Genomic DNA, 26119 nt, shown 5'->3' with positions numbered 1-26119 from the left:
GGGCTTTGCAACAGGAGAAAAGCCATGTCCGATGGACCTGCATTCACCCTCGATACCTTCAAGAACGCGGCCCGCCGCCTCAGGAAAGCCCATGTGGCCGGCGATCCGGATGCCCGTGCACGGGTTGCCGCCCATGTCGACCCCGACAAGGCGCTCAGGCACGCCGACTTTCTGCATGTGATTGCCCGCGAAGAGGGCCAAGACAGTTGGCCGAAACTGAAATTCACGGTCGAAAGCGCGGCCATGAGCCGGGCCGAAAAGGCCGAACGGCTGAAGGTGGCGCTCTATCAGGGGCAGCACTGGAAGACCGACAGGCTTCTGGCTGAAGATCCGACCCTGAAGGACGACAATCTCGGACTGCAGATTGCACTTTACGATCTGGATTCTGTGCGGACGGTTGTCGGCAGCGATCCCGGTGCGGCAGTGCGGCCCGTCGGTATCCGGTCGCCGATCCTGCATCTGGCGTTTTCAAAGGAAATTCATCGCAGTCCCGGCAAAGAGGCAGACATGATGGCGATTGCCGAATTGCTGGTGGCCAGCGGCGCGGACGTCAATGATGGTTACCCGTACCAGCCGGGCGACAAGGACATGCTCCCGGCATTGTATGGCGCGCTGTGTCATGCGGACAATTTCACGCTCGGCCGCTGGCTTCTGGACAAGGGGGCCGATCCCAATGACAACGAGAGCCTCTATCACGCGACTGAACTTGGCCACACAAGGACGCTGGAGTTGCTCTTGAAGCACAACGCTCGTCCAGACGGCACAAACGCCCTGCCGCGGGCACTCGATTTCGAGAATGAGGTCAAGGTGCGCATGCTGCTTGAGGCCGGCGCCGATCCGAACATCACCGTGCCGGATCAGCCGGGCGGTTTGCCGTTGAATTCCATTCCCGCGCTTCACCAGGCCGTCAGGCGCGGCCGGTCCGCCGCCATTGTCGAGCTGCTTCTGGAGTTCGGCGCGGACGCGAAGGCCGTCTGGCAGGGCCATTCGCCCTATGCGCTTGCGCGGATCCACGGCAACAAGGCTGCCGCAGACCGGTTGGCGGAAAAGGGGCACGCGTCTCCGCTCTCCGAAAGCGAGACGATCCTCGCGGCCTGCGCCGATGGCACTGCCCGGCCTGGAAGGCTGGACCCTGACGCATTGACCAGGGAAGACCGGACACTTCTGAGCGAACTGGCCGCCTGTTCCGGACGGCTTGATCACCTGAAAGCGCTCGTCGTGGCCGGTCTTGACCCCGACATGGCCGATGACATGGGGCTTCCACCGTTGCATATCGCGGGATGGCACGGATTGGTGCCGGAGCTGAGCTACTTTCTGTCGCTCGAACCGGATCTTTCCAGGAAAAACCACTATGGCGGCGACGCGCTCGACACGGTGGTTCACGGCTCAGAGTTCGCTCCCGGCCAGCCGGAAGCCGACCATATTGCCTGTGCGCGACTGTTGCTGGAGGCCGGCAGCGTTCTTCAGCCTCACTATGTCTCCAATTGCGGTAACCCGGATTTGGCGGCGTTTCTGGAAGACTGGCAGGAAAGGTCCGGCCGGGTGTGATCTGTCGTGGCGGAGCGAAGACGCCCAGTCCATTCGCATCCGCCAGACTGCACGTTGAGGCTCCGCAGTTCTGACGAGGGTATCTGCGGGGCCCGTCGAAAAGGTTGGGGACTTTGCCGGTCCGGCGGGATTCCGTCTTCAAAATCCGCATATGGTCGAAGCCGGTTTCCCAACGGAGGAATGCATCATGGAAAGTGCCATGGACCAGGTCAGCGTTTATACGCCGCTGCTGATCAACGCGGTCAAGGCGGTCATCGTCCTTCTCATCGGGTGGTTTCTGGCCGGTTTGCTGTCGGCCCTGGTTAAAAAGAGGATCGTCAGCCATCCGCGTATCGATGACACGATCGGTGGCTTTGCCGCCTCGATCGTGCGCTGGCTGGTTCTTCTGGTCACGCTGATTGCCGTGCTGCAACTTTTCGGCATCCAGGCAACCAGCCTCGTGGCTGTTCTCGGCGCCGGCACACTGGCGATTGGTCTCGCCTTGCAGGGCACCTTGAGCGATATTGCCGCCGGCGTCATGCTGATCATTTTCCGCCCTTACCGGATTGGCCAGTTCGTCGATATCGGCGGCACCAGCGGGACCGTGAAGGACCTCAATATATTCGTCACCGAACTGGTTACGCCGGACAACGTGCAGATCATCATGCCGAACGGTCAGGCCTGGGGAACGGTGCTGACGAATTACTCTGCTCATCCGACGCGCCGCCTCGATCTGACTTTCGGTATCGACTACGGCGACGATGCCAACAAGGCCATTCAGATTGTTCTGGATGTCGCCAATGCCGACGCGCGCATCCACAAGGACCCTGAGCCCTGGGTCCGGGTGACGAACCTCGGCGACAGCTCGGTCGATCTTGGTGTGCGGCTGTGGTGCGATTCCGGTGACTATTGGGAGCTGAAATTCCACATGCTGAAGGCGGTCAAGGAAGCCTTCGACGCCGGCGGTATTTCCATCCCGTATCCGCACTCCGTGGAAATCCGCAAAGCGGGCTGAATTTCCCCGGGCAGGAGACGGGCCGCTCGGTCCGTCGGAACCGGCCTTGTCGAGACTTTGTCGGCATTCGGCTGAAACCGGTCCTGGTATTAAGCGGTTTCTGTTTTCTGGTTCGCCTTGTTTTCTTCGGCATTCTTGGGTGCCACAGGATCTCCTGTCTCGGAAGGGCCCTCAGGATCAGGGTCCGTTGTCTCCAGAGTTTGGCCCTCGTTTTCGGAGGAGCTGTCTGTCGCCGTGCTTTCGGCGGTTTCTGGCGTATCGACCGGTGTTTCCTCCCCGCCCGCCGAGGTTTCCATCTCCTCATCCGAAGTGGACGATGTTCCGGCGAAGACCGAAAGCACGGGGTCGTCCATTTCAATGGCGTCGTTGTTGGAATTCATGAAACGCCGTTTTTTGGCCAGAGCAACGACATGCTCGCGCAGTTCCTCATGCTGTACCATCAACTCCTTGAAGTCCTGGGCGCCCAGGCTCAGCAACTGGCAATAACCGAGCGCGACCACGTCGGCGCTGCGCCGGCCCCCCGTCATCAGTGCAATCTCGCCAAACACGTCGCCGCGTCCGAGGCGTACGGCGTGGGTGGGCGTGCGTACTTCCACCGCGCCCGAGGCGATGAAATAGGCCGCATCGCCCCGGTCACCCTTGCGGACCAACAATTCTCCGGGGGTCGCGAATTGCGGCCGCATCATGCGCCGTATCGCCTTTTTCTGCTTGGGTGGCAAATCGGCGAAAAGAGGGTGGGCACTCACCAGTTCGCGTGTCTTGAGGCCCAGGTCCAGGGCCGGGCGTGTGTGGCAGGCGCGGCGCGCGCGTTCGACATCTTGCAGAAGGTCGCGGTGTAACTCGGCTCCGATCAGCATCTGCGCCTTGGCATCGTCGTAGGCGGTTTCCTCCAGGCGCACGCCCGTCTTTCTGAGGAACTGTGCTTCCAGCGCGTCCGCGTAGTCGGGATATTGAAGACGCAGGGCGTCGATGGCCTGCAGGGTTTCGTCCTGACGGATGGCGAGCGTGTCCTGCAGAATGTCGCCGACACGGTCGCCCAGCAGCGGCCGGATGTGTTGGTTGCTGAATTCGATCAGCTCATCCGCGAGGATCCGGTAAACCAGCAGGAATTCGAAGCGGTCGGCCAGTCGGATCGCCAGCGGCCGCGTGATCCGCAGCCGTCTTTGCAGCGCCTGCGCCAGACGGAACGACAGGTCGAACTTCAGCGGTTGCCGGGTGGCCTTGTTATAGCCGGATCGGCCGTCGCTGCGGGTCAGGTCGCCTGTCCTGCCGGTAAGTGTGAGGAACCACGACACGGACCGGCCCGAGATGGTTTTTTCGTGGAAGTGTTCCAGAACCAGTTGCTGTTCGCGATCCGCGAGCGCGATCAGGCCGACGCGGACCCGGTCCCAATCCTTCAGCTCTTCCAGCTTGTCGGTTTCCGCCGCGGCGGCGGCAGCTCTGTCTTCATAGTCCTTCAGCACCTGCGCGGTGACTTCCGGTCCGATATGATAGTCCTTCGCCGCCGTCTCCAGCCCGTGGCGCACATCGGACAGGGAGAGCGCCAGGAATTGTGTCCGGAACGCCTCGTCACGGGCGTTCAGCTTATCGAGCCCCAGCAGACGGATCAGCGGTTTCAGACTGGTGCCGTAGACAAGCAGGGTGAACAGCACGAACCCTGTCGCCAGCTTGGTGACAAATCCGGAAACTTCCGCCGACAGCGCCGTGTGTTCGGACACGCTGAGCGCCAGCGTCAGCGTCACCGCGCCGCGCATGCCGCCCCACAGCATCACGGTCTTGAACTTGCTGTTGACCGATTGCCCGATCTTGAAAACGCTCAGAACCGGCAGCAATCCGAAAATCACGACCCCCCGCGCTGCCAGCGCCGCGACAATCACGACCAGCAACAGCAGAATGTCGATGGGGTTGAATCCCTCGACGAAGCGCGGGATCAGGATTGCAGAAAGCAGAAAGATCAGCGATGCCGCCCAGAAGGAGATCTGCTCCCACACCGCATGCAGGAACTGCCAGATGGCCGGCTGAATGCGCGCGGGCCCATAGAAATTGAACACGGTTCCTGCGCAGACCACAGCCACCACGGCGGAGACATCTGCGAACTGGTCGCTGAGAACATAGGTGCCATAGGGCAGGGCAAGGCTGAGGGTTACCTGGGCCAGGGGGATGTCGCGCATGATCGGCAGGAGGGCGACGCAGATCCGACCCAGCAAGGCTCCGACGATGATGCCCCCGGCGAAGGACCGGCAGAAGGCAATCACCGCCTCGTTGATCGACAAGGTCTGCTGCCCGGTGAGCATGTGCAGAAATATGACGAAAATCACGATCGCTGCGGCATCGTTCAAAAGGCTTTCACCCTCGACGATGCGGCCAAGCCGCGCGGGAGCGCCGATATCCCGGAATATGGCGACGACGGCAACCGGATCGGTGGTGGCCACGATCGCGCCAAGCAGCAGGCAGGCAACCAGCGATATATCTTCAAGCGAGAACAGCAGCGCGAGTGGATAAAGCGCGAAGCCGATAAAGGCCGTCGCCACGAAAACTGCCACGATGGCCATCAACAGGATGGGGCCGATGTCCTCCAAGATCCGGCGGATGTCCAGGGTCAGTGCGGTCTGGAACAGCAGGATCGGCAGAAAGATGTAAAGGATCATCTCCGAATCCAGCGGAGGATTGATGAAGACATCCGCAATGGCATTGAAGACATTGGTTTCGGCCGAATAGCGCAGATAGATCGCCAGAATGCCGATCATCGTGCCCACTGTGGCCAGTAAGACGCTGGGGGCAAGCCCGAGCCGCCGTGCAAGTGGCTGCAGCAGGGAAATTGTTATCAGCAGCAGCGCGAAAGCGCCTGTAATCAACGGTGTTTCCATGAACCCATCGTGCCTTGCGATTGCGGCGATTTCAAATGTGTCTCTCCTGAATTCCGCCGGACCGGGCCACTATCGAAGTCGACGAAGCGAAAGCGGAAATTTTGTAGATCGGAGCCTTGGTGCGTCAAGCCCGTGTGTCTCGAAGGCTCCGCCACCATTCACAGGAGCAGCTTTTCAAACAAAGCCACATCTTGAGAACACTTCGCCTCCCAAGCGATAGCAGTATTTCCGCTTAAGAAGCGTAAAGGCGACCGTTTGCCGAGTGCATAATTTGCGGTTCTGGACGCAATTTGTGCCGTCCTTGCAGCTTTTACGCGGCTCTTCCCGGATCAGGCTGGTCTGGCCTGCCGGCCGCCTTGCGTTCCGAAAGCCAGATACCGCCCAGAACCAGGGAAAGGGCGAGGCCGTGATGCCACCTGAACGGCTCGCCGAGGATCGAGACCGCAAGGATAGCCGCGAAGATGGGAACCAGATTGATAAAGACACCGGCCCGCGCCGGGCCGATCATTTCCACACCGCGCATGAAGAAGATCTGCCCCAGGCAGGAGGGGAAGAGGGCAATGTAGAAAACCACCAGCCAGCCTTTCAGCGTTGGCCACTGCGCGGCGCCGGTGGCCATCTCGAAGGTCAGACCCGGGATGGAGGTGAGTGCGGATATGGCCGAAAGAACGGCGAAGAAGGCAAGACCGGAGACTTGTGGCCTGTTCTTGAGGCCGAGTGTGTAGCCTGAATAGAGCACGCAGGCGAGCAGCATCACGCCGTCGCCCGGGTTGATCGCCAGCGCCAGCAATGTGTCCAGTTTGCCCTGGGAGGCGATCAACGTAACCCCTACCAGCGTGAGAACGATACCCAGGATCTGAAGCACCCTGACACGGGTGCCGAAGGCGATCACCGATCCGATAAGAACGAAGATCGGGATCGATCCCTGGATAATGCCGATATTCACGGCGGTCGTACTGGTCGCGGCGATATAGAACAGGGAATTGAAGCCGACGAATCCGAAGACCGCCATCAGAATCATGCGCGGCAGATAGGGCCGCATGACAGGCCATTCGGTGCGGATGCGTATCCACAGCAACGGCATCAGGATGCCGGCGACGATGAACCAGCGCAGGAAAACCACCACCATGGGAGAGACTTCACCGACGACGAGGCGCCCGGCGACCGCATTGCCACCCCAGAACAGGGTGGTGAGGCCGAGCATAAGAATGGCGTTCCCGTAGCCGAGGCCGCCAAGTCGTCTCGCAATCGAAAGCATAAGAACCTTTCCGCGAAAAGCGGTGTTGATGCCGCCATCGGTACTGGAAGAAGGGAGGGACCGAAAGGGCCTTCTTTTCAAAATACGGATCGGGTTCTGGAGATAATACCCTGGATTGTTTCCAAAACAGAAAAAGTCATGGGTGAACCCGGCCAATTGACGCCCGCCCGGTTTCATCCCAAAACACTGGCAGCTCGTAACGGGTCTCGGGGTCGTGCCCTGAAGACAAACGGATTTTAGGGAGACAGGAATGACCGGCCGGATCGATGTCCATGGATTGAAAGTCGCAAGGGTACTCTTCGATTTCATCAACGGCGAAGCCTTGCCGGAGACAGGTGTCGACCAGGATCATTTCTGGAAAAGCCTTTCCGCGCTGGTTCACGATCTGGCTCCGGTCAACCGGGCCCTGCTGGAAAAACGCGATGCCCTGCAGGCGAGGATCGACGATTGGCACAAGGCCAATCCGGGGACTCCGGACATGGAGACCTATAAATCCTTTCTGAGCGAAATCGGCTATCTGGTGCCCGATGAGGGTGATTTCGAGGTCGGGACCACCGATGTCGATCCGGAAATCGGCGAAGTCGCCGGTCCCCAGCTTGTCGTTCCGGTGATGAATGCACGATACGCTCTGAATGCCGCCAACTCCCGCTGGGGATCGCTCTACGACGCGCTTTACGGCACGGACGCCATGGGCAGCCGGCCGCAGGGCGGCGGATATGATGAAGCGCGTGGGGCGGAAGTGATCGCGCATGCCCGCAAGGCGCTAGACGAGGCGGCGCCACTGACAAGCGGAAGCTGGTCCAGCGTCACCGGACTGGCCGTGAACAGCGGCGCGCTTCAGATCGCTACGGAAACCGGTTCCGTCTCTCTTGCCGATGAAGCTCAATTCGCAGGTTTTTCCGGCGATGCAAGCGCTCCCTACAAGATCCTGCTGGTCAAGAACGGTCTTCATCTGGAAATCAATATCGACAGTCAGCATCCGATCGGCAGCACCGACAAGGCCCATATCTCCGATATCGTTCTGGAATCCGCCATGTCGACGATCATGGATTGCGAGGATTCTGTCGCCGCGGTCGACGCGCAGGACAAGGTGGCCGTTTACACCAACTGGCTCGGCCTGATGAAGGGCGATCTGGAAGAGACGTTTGAAAAGGGCGGCAAAACCGTCACCCGGCGCATGCATGGCGACCGGCACTATACAGGACCCAGCGGCAGCGCCGTGACGCTCCATGGCCGCTCGCTGCTGCTGGTACGCAACGTCGGCCACCTCATGACGATTGACGCGGTGCTGGACAAGGACGGCAACGAAGTGCCGGAAGGTCTTCTGGACGCCATGATCACATCGATGATCGCGCTGCACGATATCGGACCGAAGGGCCGGCAAACCAACAGCCGCGCAGGTTCGGTTTACATCGTCAAGCCGAAGATGCACGGACCCGAGGAGGTGGCTTTCGCATCGCGGATTTTTGATCGGGTGGAGGACGCGCTCGGCATGACGCGCCATACGCTCAAGATGGGCATCATGGACGAGGAACGCCGTACCACGGTGAACCTGAAGGAATGCATCCGCCAGGCGAAAGACCGGGTGTTCTTCATCAACACCGGTTTCCTCGACCGGACCGGAGATGAGATGCACACCTCCATGGAAGCCGGGCCGATGATCCGCAAGGGCGACATGAAAGCGGCGGCCTGGATCACCGCTTATGAAAACAACAACGTCGATGTCGGGCTGGCCTGCGGGCTCCCCGGCCATGCCCAGATCGGCAAGGGCATGTGGGCTATGCCGGACCTGATGGAAGCCATGCTGGAGCAGAAGATCGGCCATCCGATGGCGGGGGCCAATACGGCCTGGGTACCGTCACCGACGGCGGCCACCCTGCATGCCCTGCATTACCACAAGGTGTCCGTCGCGCAGCGCCAGGCCGAATTGAAGTCCCGCGAAAGCGCCGGACTGGAGGATATTCTGTCCATTCCGATAGCGGAGCGGCCGAACTGGACGCCTGAAGATATCCAGGCGGAGCTGGACAACAACGCCCAGGGTATTTTGGGATATGTCGTGCGCTGGGTGGAACAGGGCATCGGCTGCTCCAAAGTGCCGGACATCAACAATGTCGGCCTCATGGAAGACCGGGCGACGTTGCGAATTTCCTCGCAGCACATCGCCAACTGGCTGCATCACGGTGTGGTCAGCAAGGATCAGGTGATGGAGACCATGAAGCGCATGGCTGCAGTGGTTGACGGTCAGAATGCCGGAGATCCCGGTTACCGCCCGATGGCCGCGAATTTCGACGACTCCGTCGCCTTCCAGGCGGCCTGTGAGCTGGTGCTGGAAGGAACGAAACAGCCGAACGGCTATACCGAGCCGGTCCTCCACCGCCGCCGGATCGAATTCAAGGCGAAGACGGCTGCATGAGGGCCGGCGCGGCATGCGCCCGGGCCCTTCGAGCGCCGCATGGCGCTACAGCCCGGGGCATTTGCGGGCTGCCGGGTGAGCTGGGAGTGGGTGTTGAAACGCGAAAGATGAACACCTAAAAATTGAGATAAATATCGTTTACCGGAATAAGTGTGAAATCGCGCCGATACGATATTTATTTCAACGGATTAGGGTGGGTAACTTTTCATTATTGATACTGTGTTTCAAACACGTGTTTTTACGAATTCTCCAGGGAAAGGAGGTATTTTGTGTCTTCTGGAGTAAGAGATGCTGACTGTTCTTTCATGTATCGCTTTCGAACATGATCCGCTGTTTGTTCTGCTGGCGGTAATAATTTTGACGGTCGGCTCAGTTCTGACCATGCGGCTATTCGCAAGAGTACGCCGGACGCATGGTAGTCTCAAGTATCTGTGGCTGCTTCTTTCCGGTCTGATCGCGGGCGGAACAATCTGGAGTACGCATTTTCTCGCGATGATCGCCTATGAAAGCCCGTTCATACTGGGGTATGATCTCGGGTTGACGGTGATGTCGCTGGTGGTCGCCGTGTGCGGCGCCACCGCCGGACTGCTGATCAGCAGCGTTACGCGAAGATCGATACTGATCGAGGTTGGCGGGCTGGTTCTCGGAGCGTCCATCGTGGTCATGCATTTCATTGGCATCGAGGCGATGAAGGTGTCCGGGATCCTGACGGTTTCCCTGTCGTATGTGGCCGCCTCGGTCGTCCTTGCCTGTGTCTTCGGAATGCTGGTGACCAACCGAGTGGTGCGGCCGGCGACACGTTATTGCAAATATGGCGCCGTGCTCAGCTTCATCCTCGCGGTGTCCGGCCTGCATTTTGTTTCCATGGCCGGCGTGGATATCACGCCATTGCGTCTGGACGCCAGCACCAGCGATCTCGTCTCCAACAGGCTTGTCGGAATAGCCATTGTTTTCACTATGGGCGTTCTCATGCTGTCGGCGATGATTACGTATTCGATCGATTCCGCAAATGCGCAGGATACCGACAACAAGCTGCATCACGTGGCTCATCACGACCCCATGACCGGGCTGCCCAACCGGGGGGCTCTCGACAGATATCTGGACGCGGCCCTGTCCGGGGTCACAAATGACAACGCACGCATTGTCGTGATGAGCTGCAATCTGACCAGATTCAAGGAAGTGAACGAGGTTCTCGGCTACTCCGGCGGGGACGCATTTTTACGTCACGTCGCAAAATGTCTGTCCGAGCACCTGGAACAGGGCGAGTATGTTGCCAGGCTCAGCGGCGATGAATTCGTCATTGTCGGAAAACCCTCTTACAATCGAGGCTATGTACTCGAATTCTGCAAACGGGTGCAGAAGTTGGTATCGCAGCCCATGACGTGGCGCGGCAAGGATATCCGTGTTGGCTGCAATGTTGGATATGCTCTTTATCCGGACCACGGTTCCAGCGGGGTTCAGCTTCTCGATGCGGCCGAGCGCGCGATGCGCCGCGCCAAGGAGGAGGGCGAAAATACCGCCCTTTGTTACAATGAGGACAAGGATCAGCAGATCCGCGACCGCAGCGCCCTTGCCATGGATCTGCGCAATGCGCTCAAAAATGATGAGTTCGAGCTCTATTATCAGCTTCAGAACGACGTCGCGACACGGGCCGTTACCGGGACCGAGGTCTTGTTGCGCTGGAACCATCCAAAGCGTGGAAAGGTGTCACCCTCGCAATTCATTCCGATTGCCGAGGAAACCGGACTGATTCTCGAAATTGGCACCTGGGTCCTCCGCACCGCCTGCCATGAGGCTGCTGCCTGGCCGGAGCCCCTCAAGATCGCCGTGAATATCGCCCAGGTGCAGCTCTCCGACAGCAAATTTCCGGGTTTTGTGGAACGGACGCTTGAACGCAGCGGACTGGATCCGGCGCGGCTTGAACTGGAGATTACGGAGACCGGCATCATTGCCGACACTGCACACGCCCTGCAGATCATTCACCAGCTTAAGCGCCTCGGTGTGCGTATCGTTATGGACGACTATGGAACCGGATACTCCTCGCTGGCGACCCTGCAGGCCTTCCCGTTCGACAAGATCAAGATCGACCGCGAATTCGTGAAGGATCTGGGCAGCAACCGGCAATCCGACGCCATCGTGAAGGCGACGATTATCCTGGCGGAAAGCCTTGATATCCCGGTGCTCGCCGAGGGCGTGGAAACCGAAGAGCACCTTGGCCTTCTGGCCGCGCAAGGCTGCAATGAAGTGCAGGGCTTTCTCTTCGGCAAACCAATGCCTGTCGACGACATCCGCTCTCTGGTCGCCAGGCTCGCGACGGACCGGTCCGAAGAAAACAACCCTCCGGAGGTCTGTAAAATCGGCCCCGTCAGCGAGGTCGCGTGAAAGGGCAGCATTTCTGCCGCCTCTCACCCTAAAGCGGAAGAGCCGGCCGCTCCTGAAGCCCGAGGTGCAACTCGTTGCCCGTGTACGGATTGGCCTTCGCGATCTCCTCGTTGAAGTCGTGGCCAAGGCCCGGTTCACCTGAGGGGATGACGTAGCCGTCTTCCCAGCGGATCGGCGTTTTCAGAAGATCGGCATAGAAGCCGTCGAAGCGGCGGATCGACTCCAGCACCAGGAAGTTCGGGCTGCAGGTCGCCAGCTGGATGTTCGCAAGGGCAACCAATGGACCGCAGTAGAGATGCGGCGCGATCTGCGCGGAACGGCATTCGGCCATCGACGCGATCTTCTTGCCCTCCAGCAGCCCGCCGACCCGGCCGAGGTTCATCTGGAGAATGGCCGCTGCTCCGGTTTCCAGAACCCTGGAGAACTCGTATTTGGTGCAAAGCCGTTCACCGGTCGCAACGGGAATGGAGGTGAAGCGGGCAACTTCCGCCATGTCTTCAGGTCGTTCGGGCGGAATGGGCTCTTCGAACCACAGCGGATCATAGGCTTCCAGCCGGCGGGCCATGCGCTTTGCGCCGGAGACCGTGAACTGGCCGTGAGTGCCGAACAACAGGTCGGCTCTTGTCCCGACGGCTTCGCGGATGGCGCGGCAGAAACCTTCCGAACGGTCCAGGTCCTCCAGGCTCGGCTGATGACCGTCATAGATGGTGTAGGCCCCGGCCGGGTCGAACTTGACCGCCGTGAAACCCTGCTCGACGGCTTTGACGGCCACTTCGGCGGCCATGTCCGGATCGTTATAGACATTCGGCAGGGCAGGGTCCGGATAGACGTCGCCTTCCGCAGGGTAGAGATAGGTATAGGTGCGCAGCCTCTCGTGCACCTTGCCGCCAAGCAACTCGTAGGCCGGTTTGCCCGCCGCCTTGCCGATAATGTCCCAGCAGGCCATTTCCAGTCCGGACAGCACACCCATGACGGTGACATCCGGGCGCAGCGTATAACCGGCGCCATAGGTTTTGTGCCAGAGTTTCTCGATATGATGCGGATCCGCGCCTTCGAACTGGCGCTGGAAAACATCCTTCGCCATGTCGGCCACCAGATGCGGGCCGAAGGTGGCGTTGTAGATTTCGCCGTAGCCGGTGATGCCGCAGGCAGTCACCAGCTTGACGAAGATGAAATAGCGGCCGCCATGGCGTGGCGGAGCATTTTCAACGACGAATGTCTCGATTTGGTCGAGTTTCATTTGGAACCGTTTAGCTTGCGTTGCTGATGGTGATCGATTTCACCTTGGTATATGCGTCCAGGCCTTCCCAGCCTTTTTCGCGTCCGTAACCGGATTTCTTGTTGCCACCGAAAGGCAGTTCCAGTCCGCCTGCCCAATAGTCGTTGACCGAAACCTGGCCGCAGTCGAGGGCCGAGGCAATACGCATCGACCGGCCAACATCGGATGTGTAGACGCTGGCCACCAGACCGAACTCCGTGCCGTTGGCAAGGGCGACGGCTTCTTCTTCGGTTTCGAAGTTCTGCACTGCGAGCACCGGACCGAAGATTTCTTCCTGCACAGCCGGATCGTCAGGCTGAAGGTCCGCGATGATGGTCGGCTGGAAGAACCAGCCCTTGCCGGTGTCCGCGTCGGTGGTGACGTCTCCGCCGGTGAGGATATTGGCGCCTCTGGCTTTTGCCGCATCCACATGAGCCTTGATGCGGGACAGATGCAGGTCCGAGTTGATCGCTCCCATATCGGGAGCCGTCAGGCCGTGCGCCGTTTTGATCTTTCGTGCCCGTTCCGCGAGAATTGCAAGAACCTCGTCTCGGATCGATTTGTGCAGGATGAGACGCGATCCGGCGGAGCAGATCTGGCCCGAGTTGGAGAAAATCGCCCAATAGGCGCCATCGGCAACCTTGTCCGGATCGGCATCCTGAAAGGCGAGCAGCGGCGACTTGCCGCCAAGTTCCAGCGTCAGGCGGGTCACGTTTGGTGTTGTCATCTGCGCGACATGAACCCCCGTCGCAACGGAGCCCGTGAAAGTGAGCTGCTTGATGCGCGGGTCCTGCGCCATTTTCGCGCCAACATCGGTCCCAAGACCGGTCACCACATTCACCAACCCGTCCGGCACGCCGGCTTCGGACAGCAGCTGCGCCATCACCAGCGCTGTGAACGGAGTGGTTTCGGCGGGTTTTGCCACGACGGAACAGCCGGCGGCCAGAGCGGGGGCGACACCGCGCGCGAAGGTCGAGGTGGGATAGTTCCAGGGAATGATGTGCCCTGTTACTCCGACCGGTTCGCGCATGGTGAACGCGGTGTAGGCAGACCCCAGATTGACCGACCGGCCATCGAGCTTGTCGGCGGCGCCGGCGTAATATTCGAACAGGCGTGCCGATGCCTGAACGTCGCCGGAGGCCTCCGCGAGGGTCTTGCCGCTGTCGACCACCTCGATGACCGAAAGCCGGTCGGCGTTTTCCCAGAGGACACGGGCGACGGTGTTCAGGATGCGGCAGCGTTCGGCGGGAGCGACATGGCGCCAGTGTTTCGCCGCCTTTTCGGCAGCCGCGATCGCCCGGTCCATGTCGGCCTCCCGGCCGAGGGAAAATTCAGCGAAGACTTCCGCGCGGCCCGGATCGAAGCTTTCCATCTTGCGGTCGGATGCGGCGGTGAACCTGCCGTCTATGAAGTGGCCATCGGGCAGCGACACCAGCATTCCCGTCTTCAGGTAGTCCTGTACGATATCCTGGACAGTCATTGCATGTTCCGTCTTTGGTCTTCGAGAATGAGATCGGCCCCCTTGAGGGCCAGCATCATGGTCGGGGCGTTGGTATTGCCCGAAGTGATATTCGGAAAAGCGGAAGCATCGACAACGCGAAGGCCATCGACGCCGTGGACTTTCAACCGGCTGCTGACGACGGTGGTCCCGCGGTTCTCGCCCATGCGGCAGGTGGAAACCGGATGGAAGACCGTGCTTGCACGAGCCCGGAAATCCGCCAGGATGCCATCGTCGTCCAATTCGTTCAGGTGCGGTGCGACGGAGTTCTCTGCCAGCTTGCTCAGGGCATTGCTGGACATCAGCTTCTGGCACAGTCTGCCGCCGTCGATAACGGTTCGCCGGTCCTCTTCCGTGGCGAGGGAATTCGGACGGATCGCCGGTGCAATCGTGCTGTCGGCGCTCTTGATGTCGATGCGCCCCCGGCTGGTCGGCCGGGCAGGCTGTGCGCAGATGATGAAGCCGTTGAACGGATCGATCGTAAACCGTGTCGTGTTTCGATAGGGCGTCAGGCGGTAGCTGATCGGATTGAAGTAAAGCTGCTGGTCTGGCCGGTCTAGCTCCCGGCGCGATCTCAGAAAACCGCCGCACTGGTTCACCGACAGCGACAGTGGCCCCTTGCGTGTTGCCGCGTATTGCAGGGCCGCGAGTGCCTGCCCGAACAGGGGGCGCAATACCGCATTGAGCGTTGCCTCGCGGGCGCGGAAGGTGAAATTCGCGGCGAGATGATCCTGCAGATTGCCGCCGACATTCCTGTTGTCGTGGATCACGGGAATGCCCAGACCGCTGAGCAACGCGCCCGGACCGATGCCGGAAACCTGCAACAGCTGCGGTGACCCGATTGCCCCCGCTGACAGGATAACCTCGCGCCGGGCGAAGACTGTCTCGCCGCTGACCAGCTCGACCCCATGCGCGGTCAGTCCGTCAAACAGGATGCGTCTGGCCTGGGCATTCATGCGCAGGGCGAGGTTGCGGCGGGCAAGGGCAGGACGCAGGAAGGCACGCGCGGACGAGCAGCGCCGGCCATTGCGGGTGTTGATCTGGTAGATGCCGCCGCCTTCGGGATTGTCGCCGTTGAAATCGTCCGACCAGGGCAGGCCGACTTCCATGACTGCGGCACGAAAGTGCCGGTTTACCCTGTGGATCTGATTGGTGATGTTCTGAACATGGATGGGTCCGTTCCCCTGTTTCTCACCGAGCGGCCCCACCTTGGTTTCAAGCCGTTCGAAGGTGGATTTGACGTCCCGCCAGTTCCAGCCGACAGCACCGGATCTTTCCCAGTCCTCGAAATCGCCGGGAAGACCGCGGCAATAGACCATGGCGTTGATGGATCCGGAGCCGCCCAGCAGACGGCCGCGCGGCCAGCAGATACTGCGTCCACCCAACTCCTGGTCCGTCTCGGTCATGAAACGCCAGGTCCGCTTCGGGTCGGCATTGAGCTTGCCATAGCCGAGCGGCAGGGACACCCAGGGAGAGGAATCCGGTCCGCCAGCTTCCAGCAGCAGAACGCTGGTCTGGGGATCTGCGCTCAACCGCTCTGCCAGGATACATCCGGCGGACCCTGCTCCCACAATGATGTAATCGACTGTTTCCATGCGCCGCACTGCCGTGATGCCTGTTCGTGGGCACAAGTTTCCGGCAAGATCTGAAAAATCTGAAACGAATAATTTTTTGACATAGTATTGAAAAAATTTGAAAGAGGGTCCTGTTTATAAAACGATGATTTGATCGCTCGCCATTGGATCACAGTGGAAGAATACGCCAACGGAGACACCGGCATGGCCTATAATCTGCCCCCGCTTTCCTGGTTGCGCTCTTTCGAGGCGGCCGCGCGTCTGGGAAATTTCACCCGGGCCGCTGAAGAACTGCTGATCACTCCGGCCGCAGTCAGTTACCAGGTGCGCCAGCTCGAGCAGCATCTCGGTTATCCGCTCTTCGGCCGGGTGCACCGGGAAGTGGTTTTGACACGGCTTGGGCAGACCTACCTGCCGAGCGTCGAAAAGGCCTTCTCCGACCTGTCCATCGCCACGGTTTCCGTTTTCGGAGAACGGGACAGAAAACCGGTCCGCTTCCGCTGCCTGAACAGCTTCTGCCAGTTGTGGATGATCCCGCGCCTGAAGGCCTTTCAGGAGGCGTATCCGGAAATCGACCTTCAGATGATCTCGGCGTCCTGGGCGGAGGTTCTCAATCCGGACCTGTTCGACATCGACGTACGCTTCGGTGACGGCGCCTGGACAGACGGGTCGGTGGAATTTCTGCTCAACGATCCCATCGTCCCGGTCTGTCATCCGGACCTGGCGCTCGACCCCGGCCAAAGGGATCTGGACGTTCTCGCCGGAGCCACCCGTCTGGACATCATGGGTGTTGTCGATACGTGGGAGAGCTTCTTTCGCAGCTACGCGCACCCGGTTCCTCCGCGCACCGGACTTCAGGTGGACCAGAGCCTGTCGGCACTGGAACTGGCCGCCCGAGGCCACGGTCATGCGCTGGTGCTGGAAACTCTCGCACAGCCTTATCTGGAGGATGGGCGGTTGATCAGGTCGTCTCCCAGGAAGATCAAGAGCCGGCACAGCTATTTTCTCGTCACCTCCGGCCCACGCCAGGGCCTCAGCCCCGATGCCCAGGTTTTCTGCGACTGGATGATCCGCGAAATGAAGGTCTGACCGACTTCACTGGAATTAAGGCGTCATCTGAACAGACGTCCGGTCAAGCCGGAGCGTCCCGGGAACGCGATTGTGGCGGCAGGAATGAAAGATGAGTGCGGCAGACGGCAGGCTGAAGAGGGAGCAAAATCGAACAACTATCCTGCGGCAGGCGGATTGTCATTCCTCATCCTGATTTGTCTCTGGCTTGGGATTTCGCGCAGGGTCGTCCGGGCTCTTGTAATGATAAAGAAACGACCAGCCCGCATAAACCGTGATGCCCAGCGTCACATAAAACCATGTGGTGCTGCCGAAATAATACTCCACGCCTGTCCAGGCGGCGCACACGGCAACAAGCAGGTAGCGTCTCCACAGCGGATCGAACCAGGGATGTTCAACGGGGCCTAACACGGTTTTGCCTTCCTTTCGGATCAAGTGGGCGGCATCGCTCCGGAGCTGACGCTGGGAGAGATGCAAGATGTTGCAAAATCAGGCAAAAACCTGCCCGTCGTGAACCGATTTCACCTTGAAACTCAATTGTGAACAATGGAAGGTGTACCTTCTGGTGGGGCAACATATCAACTCTATTGCAGAATGGATCCATAGGAGCCGGTGATCGGACATGCTCACAGCACTTGATCTCCTGACGGCGAACGATGCTCCCGGCCGGCATGCACCGTCCTATTACGCGGCCACCGCTAACTGGACGACATCGCATCCGCCTCTGCACGGACCGCAAAGTTGCGACGTCTGTGTCGTCGGCGGCGGTTACACAGGCCTGTCGGCGGCACTGCATCTGGCCGCGCACGGATTGAACGTCATCCTGCTGGAAGCCAACAGGATCGGCTGGGGTGCCTCGGGCCGCAACGGTGGACAGGTCGGTTCCGGGCAGCGGGTCGAACAGACGGTTCTGGAGGCGCGTCACGGCAAGGCGCATGCGAAACTCTTGTGGGAGCTTGCCGAAGAATCCAAGGCGCTGGTAAAGCGCCTTATCGCCACCCATGAAATCGACTGCGATTACACTCCCGGCATTCTGCATGCCGATCACCGCAGGAAGTTTGTCGAGGACAGCCGGGACTATGTCGAGCATCTGCATCTTGCCTACGGGTATGAGCACATCCGCTTCATAGACGGCGACGAGATTGGCGAGCATGTGGGTAGCCCGCGGTACTTCGGCGGCTCGCTCGACATGGGCGCCGGGCATCTTCATCCGCTCAATTTTGCGCTTGGGCTCGGCAGGGCGGCGGAAAGCGCCGGTGCGACGCTGTTCGAGGAGACCCGGGTCACGGGCATTGAAGGGCAGGGGCAGGGCCGCGTCACGGTAAAGACCGAGGACGGTGAAGTCCGTGCCGACCACCTGATCCTGGCCTGCAACGGGTATCTCGGTCGGCTCGAACGGCGAACGGCCGCACATGTGATGCCCATCAACAATTTCATTGTCGCGACGGAGCCGTTCTCGGAAGGAGAAGCGGCGGAGATCATCCGCAACAATGTCGCTGTCGCGGACAGCAAGTTCGTCATCAACTATTTCCGTCTTTCCGCCGACCGCCGTCTGTTGTTCGGAGGGGGCGAAAACTACGGCTACCGGTTCCCCGAGGACATCAGGTCCTTTGTGCGCAGGCCAATGCTGGAGATCTTCCCGCAGCTTGAAGATGCGGCGATCGACTACGGCTGGGGCGGGACCCTGGCGATCACGCCAAAACGCATGCCCTATTTCGCGCGGCCCGCCTCCAATGTGCTGACGGCATCCGGCTATTCCGGCCATGGGGTTGCCATGGCCACGCTTGGAGGACAGATCCTGGCGGATGCGGTTGCCGGAAAAGCCGGCCGGTTCGACGTGTTTGAAAAACTTGACATTCCGGCGTTCCCGGGAGGCGACCGTCTCCGCTTTCCACTGCTTGTTCTGGCAATGACGTGGTTCTCGTTGCGCGACAGGCTTGGGGTCTAGAGTCTTTGGACAATTAGGTTATGGCGCTGACAATGAAATCGAGACGGTTTGAAACGATTTGCGCTTACAGGGGAAACGAAAGCGCAGGAAAAATAGGTCATTTTACCAATGTTAGCCGGATGGGGAAAGGGCCAACAAATCTGATCGGAAGGATATGGAAGGACACATGTCTTCCATATCCGGATTGTCCCGGCCGACGGGAGGCTGTGCTGTCGGCACTTTCCCTGCCTGCAGTCTCCGATTTCAACACCGTTCTCTTCTCGTCCATGGGGCCATGACCTGATGCAGCAGACTCAATCGGAAACACGCCAGACGATTGGCAGCTACTGGGAAGCCAGCATTCCCCAGCCGCGCGCCGATCGGCAACTGATCGGCAATGCGCTGTTCGATGTTGCCGTGATCGGCGGCGGCTATGCGGGATTGAGCGCTGCATTGAAACTTGCGGAGGCGGGCGTCTCGGTCTGTGTTCTGGAAGCCGAACACGTCGGCTATGGGGCTTCGGGCCGCAATGGCGGGTTTTGCTGCATGGGTGGCACCAAGCTCAACGAACATCAGTTGCTTCGCAAATTCGGGCTCGATGAAGCCCGCAAGTTCGTTGCCTATCAGGTGGCAGGGGTCAATCTCGTAGCTCAACGGCTCGACAGCTGGGGTGTGGATGCCGAGCGCCATTCAAAAGGCGAGATCTTCCTTGCCCATCGCCCGAAAGATGCCGTGGGCCTGCGCTCGGACGTCGATTTTCTCATGAAAACCTTCGGTATCAAGGCGCGGTTCCTTGCAAGGGACGAACTGGCTGGCGAGGGCTATGGCGGCCCCAATTTTCATGGCGGCCTGCATGTGCCCTACGGCTTTGCCCTGAACCCGATGATCTACGTCCAGGCGCTTGCGGACCGGGTGCGCAAGAGCGGTGGCAAGATCTTCGGCAAGTCGCCCGTGACCTCCCTGAGCCGTGATGGCGACCGCTGGCGCCTTGAGACCGAACATGGATTTGTCCGCGCCCGGAAAGTGGTTCTGGCGGGAAACGGCTACGCACGTGAAGATGTTCCCAGGTGGATACACGGCCGCACGCTGCCGGTGATGTCGTCGATCCGTGTCACCCGCCCGTTGACCAAGGGCGAGTTGGCAGCCCAGGGTTGGACATCGGAAACGATGGCGGCCGACACCCGCACGCTCCTGCATTATTTCCGGCTTCTGCCGGACGGGCGGTTCCTGTTTGGAACCCGTGGCGGACTTTTCGAGAATGCCGCGGCGCTGGCGGCCATGCAAAACCGCGCGCGCACCGATTTCGAAACCATGTTCCCGGCCTGGGCGCATGTGGAAGCGGACTTCAGCTGGTACGGGCATGTCTGCCTTGCCCGCACGCTGACGCCCTTCGTCGGCGAGGTTCCGGGTGCGGCTGGCCTTTATGCCGCAATGGGCTGGCACGGCAGCGGCATCGCCATGGCCTCGATCTCCGGCGAGAAAGTCGCCGGCCTGATCATGGGCACGCTGCGGCCGCAGGATCTGCCGTCACCCTTGCTGCGCCCATTCAAGAAGTTCCCGCTCCCGGCCCTGCGCAAGCTTTACCTGCAGGGGGCCTATTGGTGGTACGGGCTGAAGGACTGGTGATGGCACTTTCGGTGGAGCCAGTGGAGATCCGTCGTGCTCAGCCCCGCGATTTGGACGCAGTCAATTCTATCTGTCTGTTGACTGGGGACGCCGGCAAGGACGCCTCATCCCTTTATAAGGATCCCGGCCTGATCGGCGCGATTTACGCCGCGCCCTATGTGGCGCTGAAGGGGGCGATTGCGGTTGTCGCAGAAGATTTGCAAGGCGTTGCCGGATATGCGGTCGGCGCGGCCGATACCCGAGGTTTCGAACGCCGCTTGGAGACGGACTGGTGGCCGGAACTGCGTGAAAGATACGCCGAGCCGGAAGGGGACCGGGCAGATTGGTCGCCAGACGAGGTCCGTTCCTGGATGATCCATCATCTCAAGTCTGTACCGGACGAAATCGTGCGCCTTTACCCTGCGCATATTCACATGAACCTGCATCCCCGCGCCCAGGGCAGGGGCATCGGCTCACGTCTTTTGCAGGCCTGGCTCGCGGCGGCGGGAGCCGAAGGCGTCACCACGGTGCATGCAGGTGTGAGCGCCGTGAACGACGGCGGACTGAAGTTCTGGGCGGCCAGAGGGTTCAAACCGGTTCTTGAAGACCGGAGTGGCGGCTCCAGAGGCACGATTTGGTGCGGATTTGAGGTCAATCTGTAGCTTTGGAAACCTTCCGGAAACGAGAAGGCCTATCGCCGCCGCACGACCGCGACATTCACCTCTCTGAGGATTTCAAAGCCGAGTTTGCGGTAAAGCGTTATCGCACCGTGATTGTCTGCATAGGCATGCAGGAAGGGTGTGTCACCGCGCGCCCGGATTTCAGCGGCGACGTGGCGGGAAAGCTTGGAAGCAAGTCCGCGCCCACGAAAATCTGGATGGGTGCAGATGCCGCTGACCTCGGTGAACCCGCTCACATTCAAACGGGTTCCTGCCATGGCCGCCAGCCGCCCCTCGTGCTTCACGCCCCAGAACCGCCCGAGTTCAGGCGTCCGGGCGGTGAAGGGGCCGGGCTTGGTCAGGTCTGCAAGGGCAACCATCTCCGGAATATCGTTGGCGGTCAGCGGGACAATGCGGTCCTGCGTTTCTGCATCCGGTCCGGAGCGCCGCTCCGTCATAAGGACACCACGCGCTGCCACTTCCGCGTCCAGCGCATCGGGCAGGGCGATATCCTCGGCCTGCAGCAGATAAACGTGATCCTCTCCGGGGGCGATCAGGTCAGCCAGTGCCTCGAGCGCCTGATGGGAGTTGTCCTTGGACGCCGCGAAGGGCGAGACAGCGGGATCGAACCTCTTGGCCAGATCGCCGCCGCGCGAAAAAGCGCTCTGTCTCGTCGTCAAGGCGGACCAGACGGAGCGGTTGAAAATCTGTGTCATCGGGTTCACCCTAGGGAACGCTTGTGTTCGAACTCATAGTGCCACGCGCTTTATGTGGTCCCGGATCTGACGAGAGGTCCGGGCATTTTCCGGTGTGGTCCAGCCGTTTTGGATACACCAGATCATCGCTCTTTCTCAGGAGCCCGGCTAAGCGTGTTCCAGGGAGGCAGCGGTTCATCCGGTTTCCGCCGGGAAAGAGGCTTGTCCGCAAGCGCGTCTTCCAACTGGGCAAGCTGATCCAGCAACGGCCCTTCGAGCGCCGCGCAGGCGTCCTGCACGGCGATAAAGGCAGCGGGCCAGAGCGTCGACTGCAAATGCGCTACCAGGCGAGTGCCCGCGTCCGTCAGCGAAATCCGGCTAACCCGTCCGTCCTTTTCGTCGGGCCGTGCTTCGACGAGGCCATCCGATTTCATCCTGTTGACCATCCGGGTCACCCCCGGCTGGCTCTGCCCCAAAGCTCTCGTCAGATCGCCGATGCTCAGGGGACCGTGCAGGTCCAGCGCCGCCAGAACAGGATTGTGCGGTGTCGGCAGATCTGTGCCCGCCAGCACCTCCGTCAACTCCTGCGTCTGCGCCTGCAGCTTCTCCCCGATCCGCTTCAACCGGCTGCCAAGCGTGGCATAGCCGAGCGAACGGACGACATCTTCAACCATGCGAGTCTCCATTAATATAACAAGTTATATAAAAAGATATTATCTCACACAAGAAGAAAACTTGCGCCTTAAGGAGAACTAATATAACTGATTGGTTATGGAACAAGTTGGTTATGAAAATGCACGGATCGACCTCGATGCTGTTTTTTCAGCGCTTGCCGATCCGACGCGCAGGCAGATCTTGACGCGGCTTGCGGCAGGCGAAGCGTCGGTCAACGAGCTTGCGGCACCTTTTGAAATGAGCCAGCCGGCGGTTTCGAAGCATCTGAAGGTTCTGGAAAGGGCCGGTTTGATCACACGGGCTTCAGACCGGCAACGCAGACCCGCCCGACTGAACGCAGCACCGATGAAAAGCGCCATAGCCTGGCTCGAAGAGTTCAGCCGGTTCTGGTCGTCGAGCTTCGATCAGCTCGATGATCTCTTGAGAGAATTGAAAAACACGGATTTTTAGGGAGAAGCAAAGTGGCTTTGCCGGAGTTCATACTTGAAAGACGTTTCAAGGCACCACGCAACCTTGTCTGGAGAAGCTGGACGGAGGCGGACCTGCTCGCACGCTGGTATGGCCCGGGTGTCGAGACAATCATCCACAAGCTGGATGTCCGACCGGGCGGCCTTTGGCTCAACGAGATGAAAATGGGTGGCGGCTCGCATTATCAGCGGGTCGAGTACACGGAGGTCCTTCCACCGGAAAAACTGGTCTGGCTGCATTCGGTAGCTGACGCGGACTGGAATGTAGCCGCGAATTCGATGATGCCCGACTGGCCGCGCGTATTGATGACAACCGTGACGTTTCTGGTGGCGGGCGAGAACACCGACGTCCGGCTGGTCTGGACGCCCCATGAGGCAACCGATGCTGAAATTGCCTGTTTCAAAGGCGCTATCAGTGGTCTGGACAAGGGCTGGGGCAAAGGTATGGAGCTTTTGGAAGAGCTCCTTGCGGAACTGCAGTAGCTGTCCGGGGCAATCGGGTTCAATCAGACAGGTGCCGCCCCGGGGCGGCACTCGGACACAGGGTTTTGATACCGGAACATGATGTCCATGGCATTTTGCGTTTGAGTTGATTCATGAATTCAGGAGGACGCCCGAGGCAGCGTTTGTCTGGCAACTGCGGTCGGGCGGTTTCCTGATTTCAGTTTAATGCGGCATGCTCTAGTCGAACTCGGGACCGCGGGCACGGTAGGGAGTGATTTCCTTCCAGGCCTTCATCAGTGTCTCCAACTCGTCGTCGCTGTTCGGCGACATGACGATCTGCAGCTTGACAAGAAGGTCTCCATGGCCGCCGGTCTTGGTCGGCAGGCCCTTGCCCTTCAGCCGCATGATCTTGCCGCTGGAGGAATTGGCCGGAATCGTCAGGTTGACAGCGCCGGAAAGCGTCGGCGTCCTCACCTTGGCACCCAGCACCGCTTCATACAGGGTGAGCGGCAGGTCCAGATGCAGATCCGAGCCTTTCACTTCAAACAGCTTGTGCGGCCGGAAGCGGATTTCGACCATCACATCCCCGGCCGGACCGCCGTTCTCGCCGGGATAGCCCTGGCCTTTCAGCCGGATTTTCTCGCCTTCCTCCACCCCCTTGGGCAGGGTGACGTTGACGGTCTTGCCGCTTGGCAGCGTCACCTGCGTCTTGCCGGAGTTGACCATGTCTTCCAGGGACACCCGGGCGACGATTTCCGCATTCCTGCCTTTGGATTTCGGAGGGGCCTTGGTACGCGCGCCGGTGAACCCGGCACCTGCACCCGGGCCGGCGCCGGCACCCGGACCGGAGCGCGCCCGGCCACCGCCGAAACCGCCGAAGATGTCGTTCAGGATGTCGTCGAAACTGCCGCCGCCGCCGGTTGACTTGAAGCCACGCGCCCCGCCCGCAGCGCCGGCGCCCTCGAAGCCGTCGAATCCATGCGCCTGGAAGCGCTGCTTGCCTTCCGCGTCGATCTCGCCGCGGTCGAACTGGGCGCGCTTTTCCTTGTCGCCGATGATTTCATAGGCCTGGTTCGCTTCGGCAAAACGCTGCTGCGCCCCCGGATCGTCCTTGTTCTGATCCGGGTGGTATTTTTTGGCCAGTTTTCTGAAGGCCTTCTTGATGTCGCTCTCGCTGGCGGATTTCGCCACGCCGAGAACGCTGTAGGGATCACGCATTCGTCTTACCAGGTTTCCAAGATTGTCCGGGAGGCCGCCTCACGCATACCCGCAGAGAACAAGAGGCCATCTTCCCAGGTGTGCGGTTGTCCGAGGTCTCACCCGACAGGACTTGTACCTTATATCGGACTGAAACCGGAAAAAAACCAGAGCCTGATACCAAAGAGTGTTGATTATGATTCATTTGACCGAGCTTGATGCCCCGCATCCATGTGCCGGACTTTGTTGCACCGTTCGCACTGTCGACAAGACCGCGCGGCGCGATGCGCCTGGCCGGCGGACGGAAATGGGCCATCAGATGGGTCATTATCAAGACTCTTTTGCATTGTCCCCAAGTTCAAGGACAGCATGTTTTTAGCCGCTTTTCCAGCCGCTTCAAGCGTCCGAGACGGAAAGCGTCGTGACGGCGAACTTCTGAGCCACGTCGCGGCAGGCGGTGCCGGAATAAAGCTTGATCCCGGCAATGGTGTTCGCCGTGGTCTCGAAGGACAGGCAACCGGTGTCGCCGAGGCTGGCCGTTTCGAGTTTCGACAAGGTTCCGGAATTTCCGCTGACGGCATTCAACCAGGGCAGGGTGAGGTCTTCCGCGGTGTTGCCCGCCGCAAGTTCCGGCCCGATGGCGTCCAGGTTTTCGGCAATGATCTGGCGGTCGTCGTCATTGATGTCGGCATAGGCGACATCCGAGGAAGACCCGATGGAGCCTGTCAGGAGGGTAGGGGAATCGATGTTGTTGCTGCCCATCGGCATGGAGACCATGCTGCAGCCGCCAAGCGCCTGGCCAAAGATGACCAGAATCGCCACAAAAAGTTGGATCTTGATGTTGCCGGCAGTATATGAACGCATACTAAACATCTTCAGACAGCTCCCGGGCCCGGCTGTTCCTTGCCGCGATTGAGGCCGCTACGTCCCTCGACAGGTTACAAATGACAGATCTCAAACATCCCCGCGAAGAATTAACAAAAGGTGACTTCACGGAGGTCAAGAACCCATTTGATCTTTTTCGTGAATGGTTTGAGGACGCCAAGACCTCGGAGCAGAACGACCCGAACGCGCTTTCCCTGGCCACGGTCGACGAGACGGGCCTGCCGAACGTGCGGATGGTGCTGCTGAAGGAAGTCGATGAGCGCGGGTTCGTGTTTTACACGAATTTCGAAAGCGCCAAGGGACAGGAACTTCTGTCCGCCGGCAAGGCGGCCATGTGCTTTCACTGGAAGTCCCTGCGTCGCCAGGTCCGCATCCGTGGACCTGTGTCTCAGGTCTCAGATGAGGAAGCTGACGAATACTACCGCACCCGGCCGCGCGGCAGCCGGATAGGCGCATGGGCCTCGAAACAGTCCCGGCCTCTGGAAAGCCGATTCGCGCTGGAAAAGGAAGTCGCAAGATATACCGCGAAATTCGGCGTCAGCGAGATTCCAAGGCCCGATCACTGGTCCGGCATGCGTCTCGCTCCGACTTCGATCGAATTCTGGCATGACAGGTCGTTCCGCCTGCATGACCGTGTCCTGTTCACCCGCACCGTGCCGGATCAGCCATGGTCCAAAGAACGACTCTATCCTTAGATGAAAGCAT

Annotated in this window: 21 protein-coding genes; 11 read left to right on the top strand and 10 right to left on the bottom strand. The window is 60.0% G+C overall.

The genetic code is table 11. From position 1 onward, the window contains the following. The first annotated feature begins 24 nt into the window (after nt 1-24). Together OA90_RS03155 and OA90_RS03150 are read left to right on the top strand one after the other, a co-directional pair. Nucleotides 25-1548, top strand: a complete 1524-nt coding sequence (locus OA90_RS03155) for an ankyrin repeat domain-containing protein (RefSeq protein ID WP_068407040.1) — start codon at nt 25-27, stop codon at nt 1546-1548. Nucleotides 1549-1735: 187 nt separating this feature from the next. After that, complete coding sequence (locus OA90_RS03150) at nt 1736-2542, top strand: mechanosensitive ion channel domain-containing protein (RefSeq protein ID WP_068407774.1); 807 nt, start codon at nt 1736-1738, stop codon at nt 2540-2542. An 89-nt stretch (nt 2543-2631) separates the two neighbouring features. On the opposite strand, the gene OA90_RS03145 is transcribed toward OA90_RS03150, so the two are convergent. Continuing rightward, nucleotides 2632-5409, bottom strand: coding sequence for a cation:proton antiporter (locus tag OA90_RS03145; protein WP_082836814.1), 2778 nt, complete (start codon nt 5407-5409; stop codon nt 2632-2634). A gap of 310 nt (nt 5410-5719) precedes the next feature. Continuing rightward, nucleotides 5720-6667 (bottom strand): DMT family transporter, encoded by a 948-nt coding sequence (locus OA90_RS03140; protein WP_199823587.1) that lies wholly within the window; start codon nt 6665-6667, stop codon nt 5720-5722. Nucleotides 6668-6917: 250 nt separating this feature from the next. Between OA90_RS03140 and OA90_RS03135 the strand changes: the two genes are divergently transcribed. Together OA90_RS03135 and OA90_RS03130 are read left to right on the top strand one after the other, a co-directional pair. After that, complete coding sequence (locus OA90_RS03135; protein WP_068407037.1) at nt 6918-9080, top strand: malate synthase G; 2163 nt, start codon at nt 6918-6920, stop codon at nt 9078-9080. Between the two features lie 288 nt (nt 9081-9368). After that, a complete protein-coding gene (locus OA90_RS03130) occupies nt 9369-11462 on the top strand; it encodes an EAL domain-containing protein (RefSeq protein ID WP_068407034.1) in 2094 nt (697 codons plus the stop codon). 28 nt (nt 11463-11490) lie between these two features. Here the strand turns inward: OA90_RS03130 and OA90_RS03125 are convergent, their stop codons facing one another. The 3 genes from OA90_RS03125 to OA90_RS03115 are packed head-to-tail and all read right to left on the bottom strand — an operon-like array spanning nt 11491 to nt 15813. Then, the gene (locus tag OA90_RS03125; protein ID WP_068407032.1) at nt 11491-12702 is read right to left on the bottom strand and encodes a mandelate racemase/muconate lactonizing enzyme family protein; all 1212 of its coding nucleotides are present in this window, start codon (nt 12700-12702) and stop codon (nt 11491-11493) included. Nucleotides 12703-12712: 10 nt separating this feature from the next. Beyond that, complete coding sequence (locus OA90_RS03120) at nt 12713-14200, bottom strand: aldehyde dehydrogenase family protein (protein WP_068407029.1); 1488 nt, start codon at nt 14198-14200, stop codon at nt 12713-12715. Then, nucleotides 14197-15813 carry a GMC family oxidoreductase N-terminal domain-containing protein gene (locus OA90_RS03115; RefSeq protein ID WP_068407768.1) on the bottom strand — a complete coding sequence of 539 codons (1617 nt, stop codon included), beginning with the start codon at nt 15811-15813 and terminating at the stop codon, nt 14197-14199. The genes OA90_RS03120 and OA90_RS03115 overlap by 4 nt, the downstream gene beginning before the upstream one ends. A 183-nt stretch (nt 15814-15996) precedes the next feature. On the opposite strand from OA90_RS03115, the gene OA90_RS03110 reads away from it, so the two are divergent. Next, nucleotides 15997-16881, top strand: a complete 885-nt coding sequence (locus OA90_RS03110) for a LysR substrate-binding domain-containing protein (protein WP_068407764.1) — start codon at nt 15997-15999, stop codon at nt 16879-16881. 159 nt (nt 16882-17040) lie between these two features. Here OA90_RS03110 and OA90_RS03105 read toward each other — a convergent pair whose 3' ends face one another. Then, nucleotides 17041-17271: a hypothetical protein gene (locus OA90_RS03105; RefSeq protein WP_068407759.1), complete on the bottom strand. Its 231-nt coding sequence runs from the start codon at nt 17269-17271 to the stop codon at nt 17041-17043. 211 nt (nt 17272-17482) lie between these two features. Here OA90_RS03105 and OA90_RS03100 point away from each other — a divergent pair, with 211 nt between their 5' ends. The 3 genes from OA90_RS03100 to OA90_RS03090 all read left to right on the top strand — a co-directional run bounded on the left by OA90_RS03100 (nt 17483) and on the right by OA90_RS03090 (nt 21054). Then, complete coding sequence (locus tag OA90_RS03100) at nt 17483-18808, top strand: FAD-binding oxidoreductase (RefSeq protein ID WP_068407026.1); 1326 nt, start codon at nt 17483-17485, stop codon at nt 18806-18808. Nucleotides 18809-19090: 282 nt separating this feature from the next. Continuing rightward, nucleotides 19091-20413 (top strand): FAD-dependent oxidoreductase, encoded by a 1323-nt coding sequence (locus OA90_RS03095; RefSeq protein ID WP_068407023.1) that lies wholly within the window; start codon nt 19091-19093, stop codon nt 20411-20413. Beyond that, nucleotides 20413-21054 (top strand): GNAT family N-acetyltransferase, encoded by a 642-nt coding sequence (locus OA90_RS03090; protein WP_068407020.1) that lies wholly within the window; start codon nt 20413-20415, stop codon nt 21052-21054. Before OA90_RS03095 ends, OA90_RS03090 begins: the two co-directional genes overlap by 1 nt. Before the next feature lie 29 nt (nt 21055-21083). Here the strand turns inward: OA90_RS03090 and OA90_RS03085 are convergent, their stop codons facing one another. Together OA90_RS03085 and OA90_RS03080 are read right to left on the bottom strand one after the other, a co-directional pair. Continuing rightward, entirely contained in the window at nt 21084-21767 is a 684-nt protein-coding gene (locus OA90_RS03085) for a GNAT family N-acetyltransferase (protein ID WP_068407017.1), read from the bottom strand. 122 nt (nt 21768-21889) lie between these two features. Beyond that, nucleotides 21890-22420 (bottom strand): MarR family transcriptional regulator, encoded by a 531-nt coding sequence (locus OA90_RS03080; protein WP_068407014.1) that lies wholly within the window; start codon nt 22418-22420, stop codon nt 21890-21892. Nucleotides 22421-22517: 97 nt separating this feature from the next. Here OA90_RS03080 and OA90_RS03075 point away from each other — a divergent pair, with 97 nt between their 5' ends. Then, nucleotides 22518-22871, top strand: coding sequence for a metalloregulator ArsR/SmtB family transcription factor (locus OA90_RS03075; RefSeq protein ID WP_068407011.1), 354 nt, complete (start codon nt 22518-22520; stop codon nt 22869-22871). 11 nt (nt 22872-22882) lie between these two features. Next, complete coding sequence (locus OA90_RS03070) at nt 22883-23371, top strand: SRPBCC domain-containing protein (protein WP_068407007.1); 489 nt, start codon at nt 22883-22885, stop codon at nt 23369-23371. A 198-nt stretch (nt 23372-23569) separates the two neighbouring features. Here OA90_RS03070 and OA90_RS03065 read toward each other — a convergent pair whose 3' ends face one another. Beyond that, a complete protein-coding gene (locus OA90_RS03065) occupies nt 23570-24550 on the bottom strand; it encodes a J domain-containing protein (protein WP_068407003.1) in 981 nt (326 codons plus the stop codon). Nucleotides 24551-24925: 375 nt separating this feature from the next. Continuing rightward, nucleotides 24926-25393: an RT0821/Lpp0805 family surface protein gene (locus OA90_RS03060; RefSeq protein ID WP_208985949.1), complete on the bottom strand. Its 468-nt coding sequence runs from the start codon at nt 25391-25393 to the stop codon at nt 24926-24928. Nucleotides 25394-25473: 80 nt separating this feature from the next. Here OA90_RS03060 and pdxH point away from each other — a divergent pair, with 80 nt between their 5' ends. Next, on the top strand, nt 25474-26109 hold the full coding sequence (gene pdxH, locus OA90_RS03055; RefSeq protein ID WP_068406999.1) for a pyridoxamine 5'-phosphate oxidase: 636 nt from the start codon (nt 25474-25476) through the stop codon (nt 26107-26109). The last annotated feature ends 10 nt before the right edge of the window (nt 26110-26119 follow it).

It is taken from the genome of Labrenzia sp. OB1, from assembly GCF_001624695.1.
Classification (GTDB): domain Bacteria; phylum Pseudomonadota; class Alphaproteobacteria; order Rhizobiales; family Stappiaceae; genus Roseibium.
Note: the sequence above shows the minus strand (reverse complement) of the source record. Positions and strands in the feature narration are given on the sequence as shown.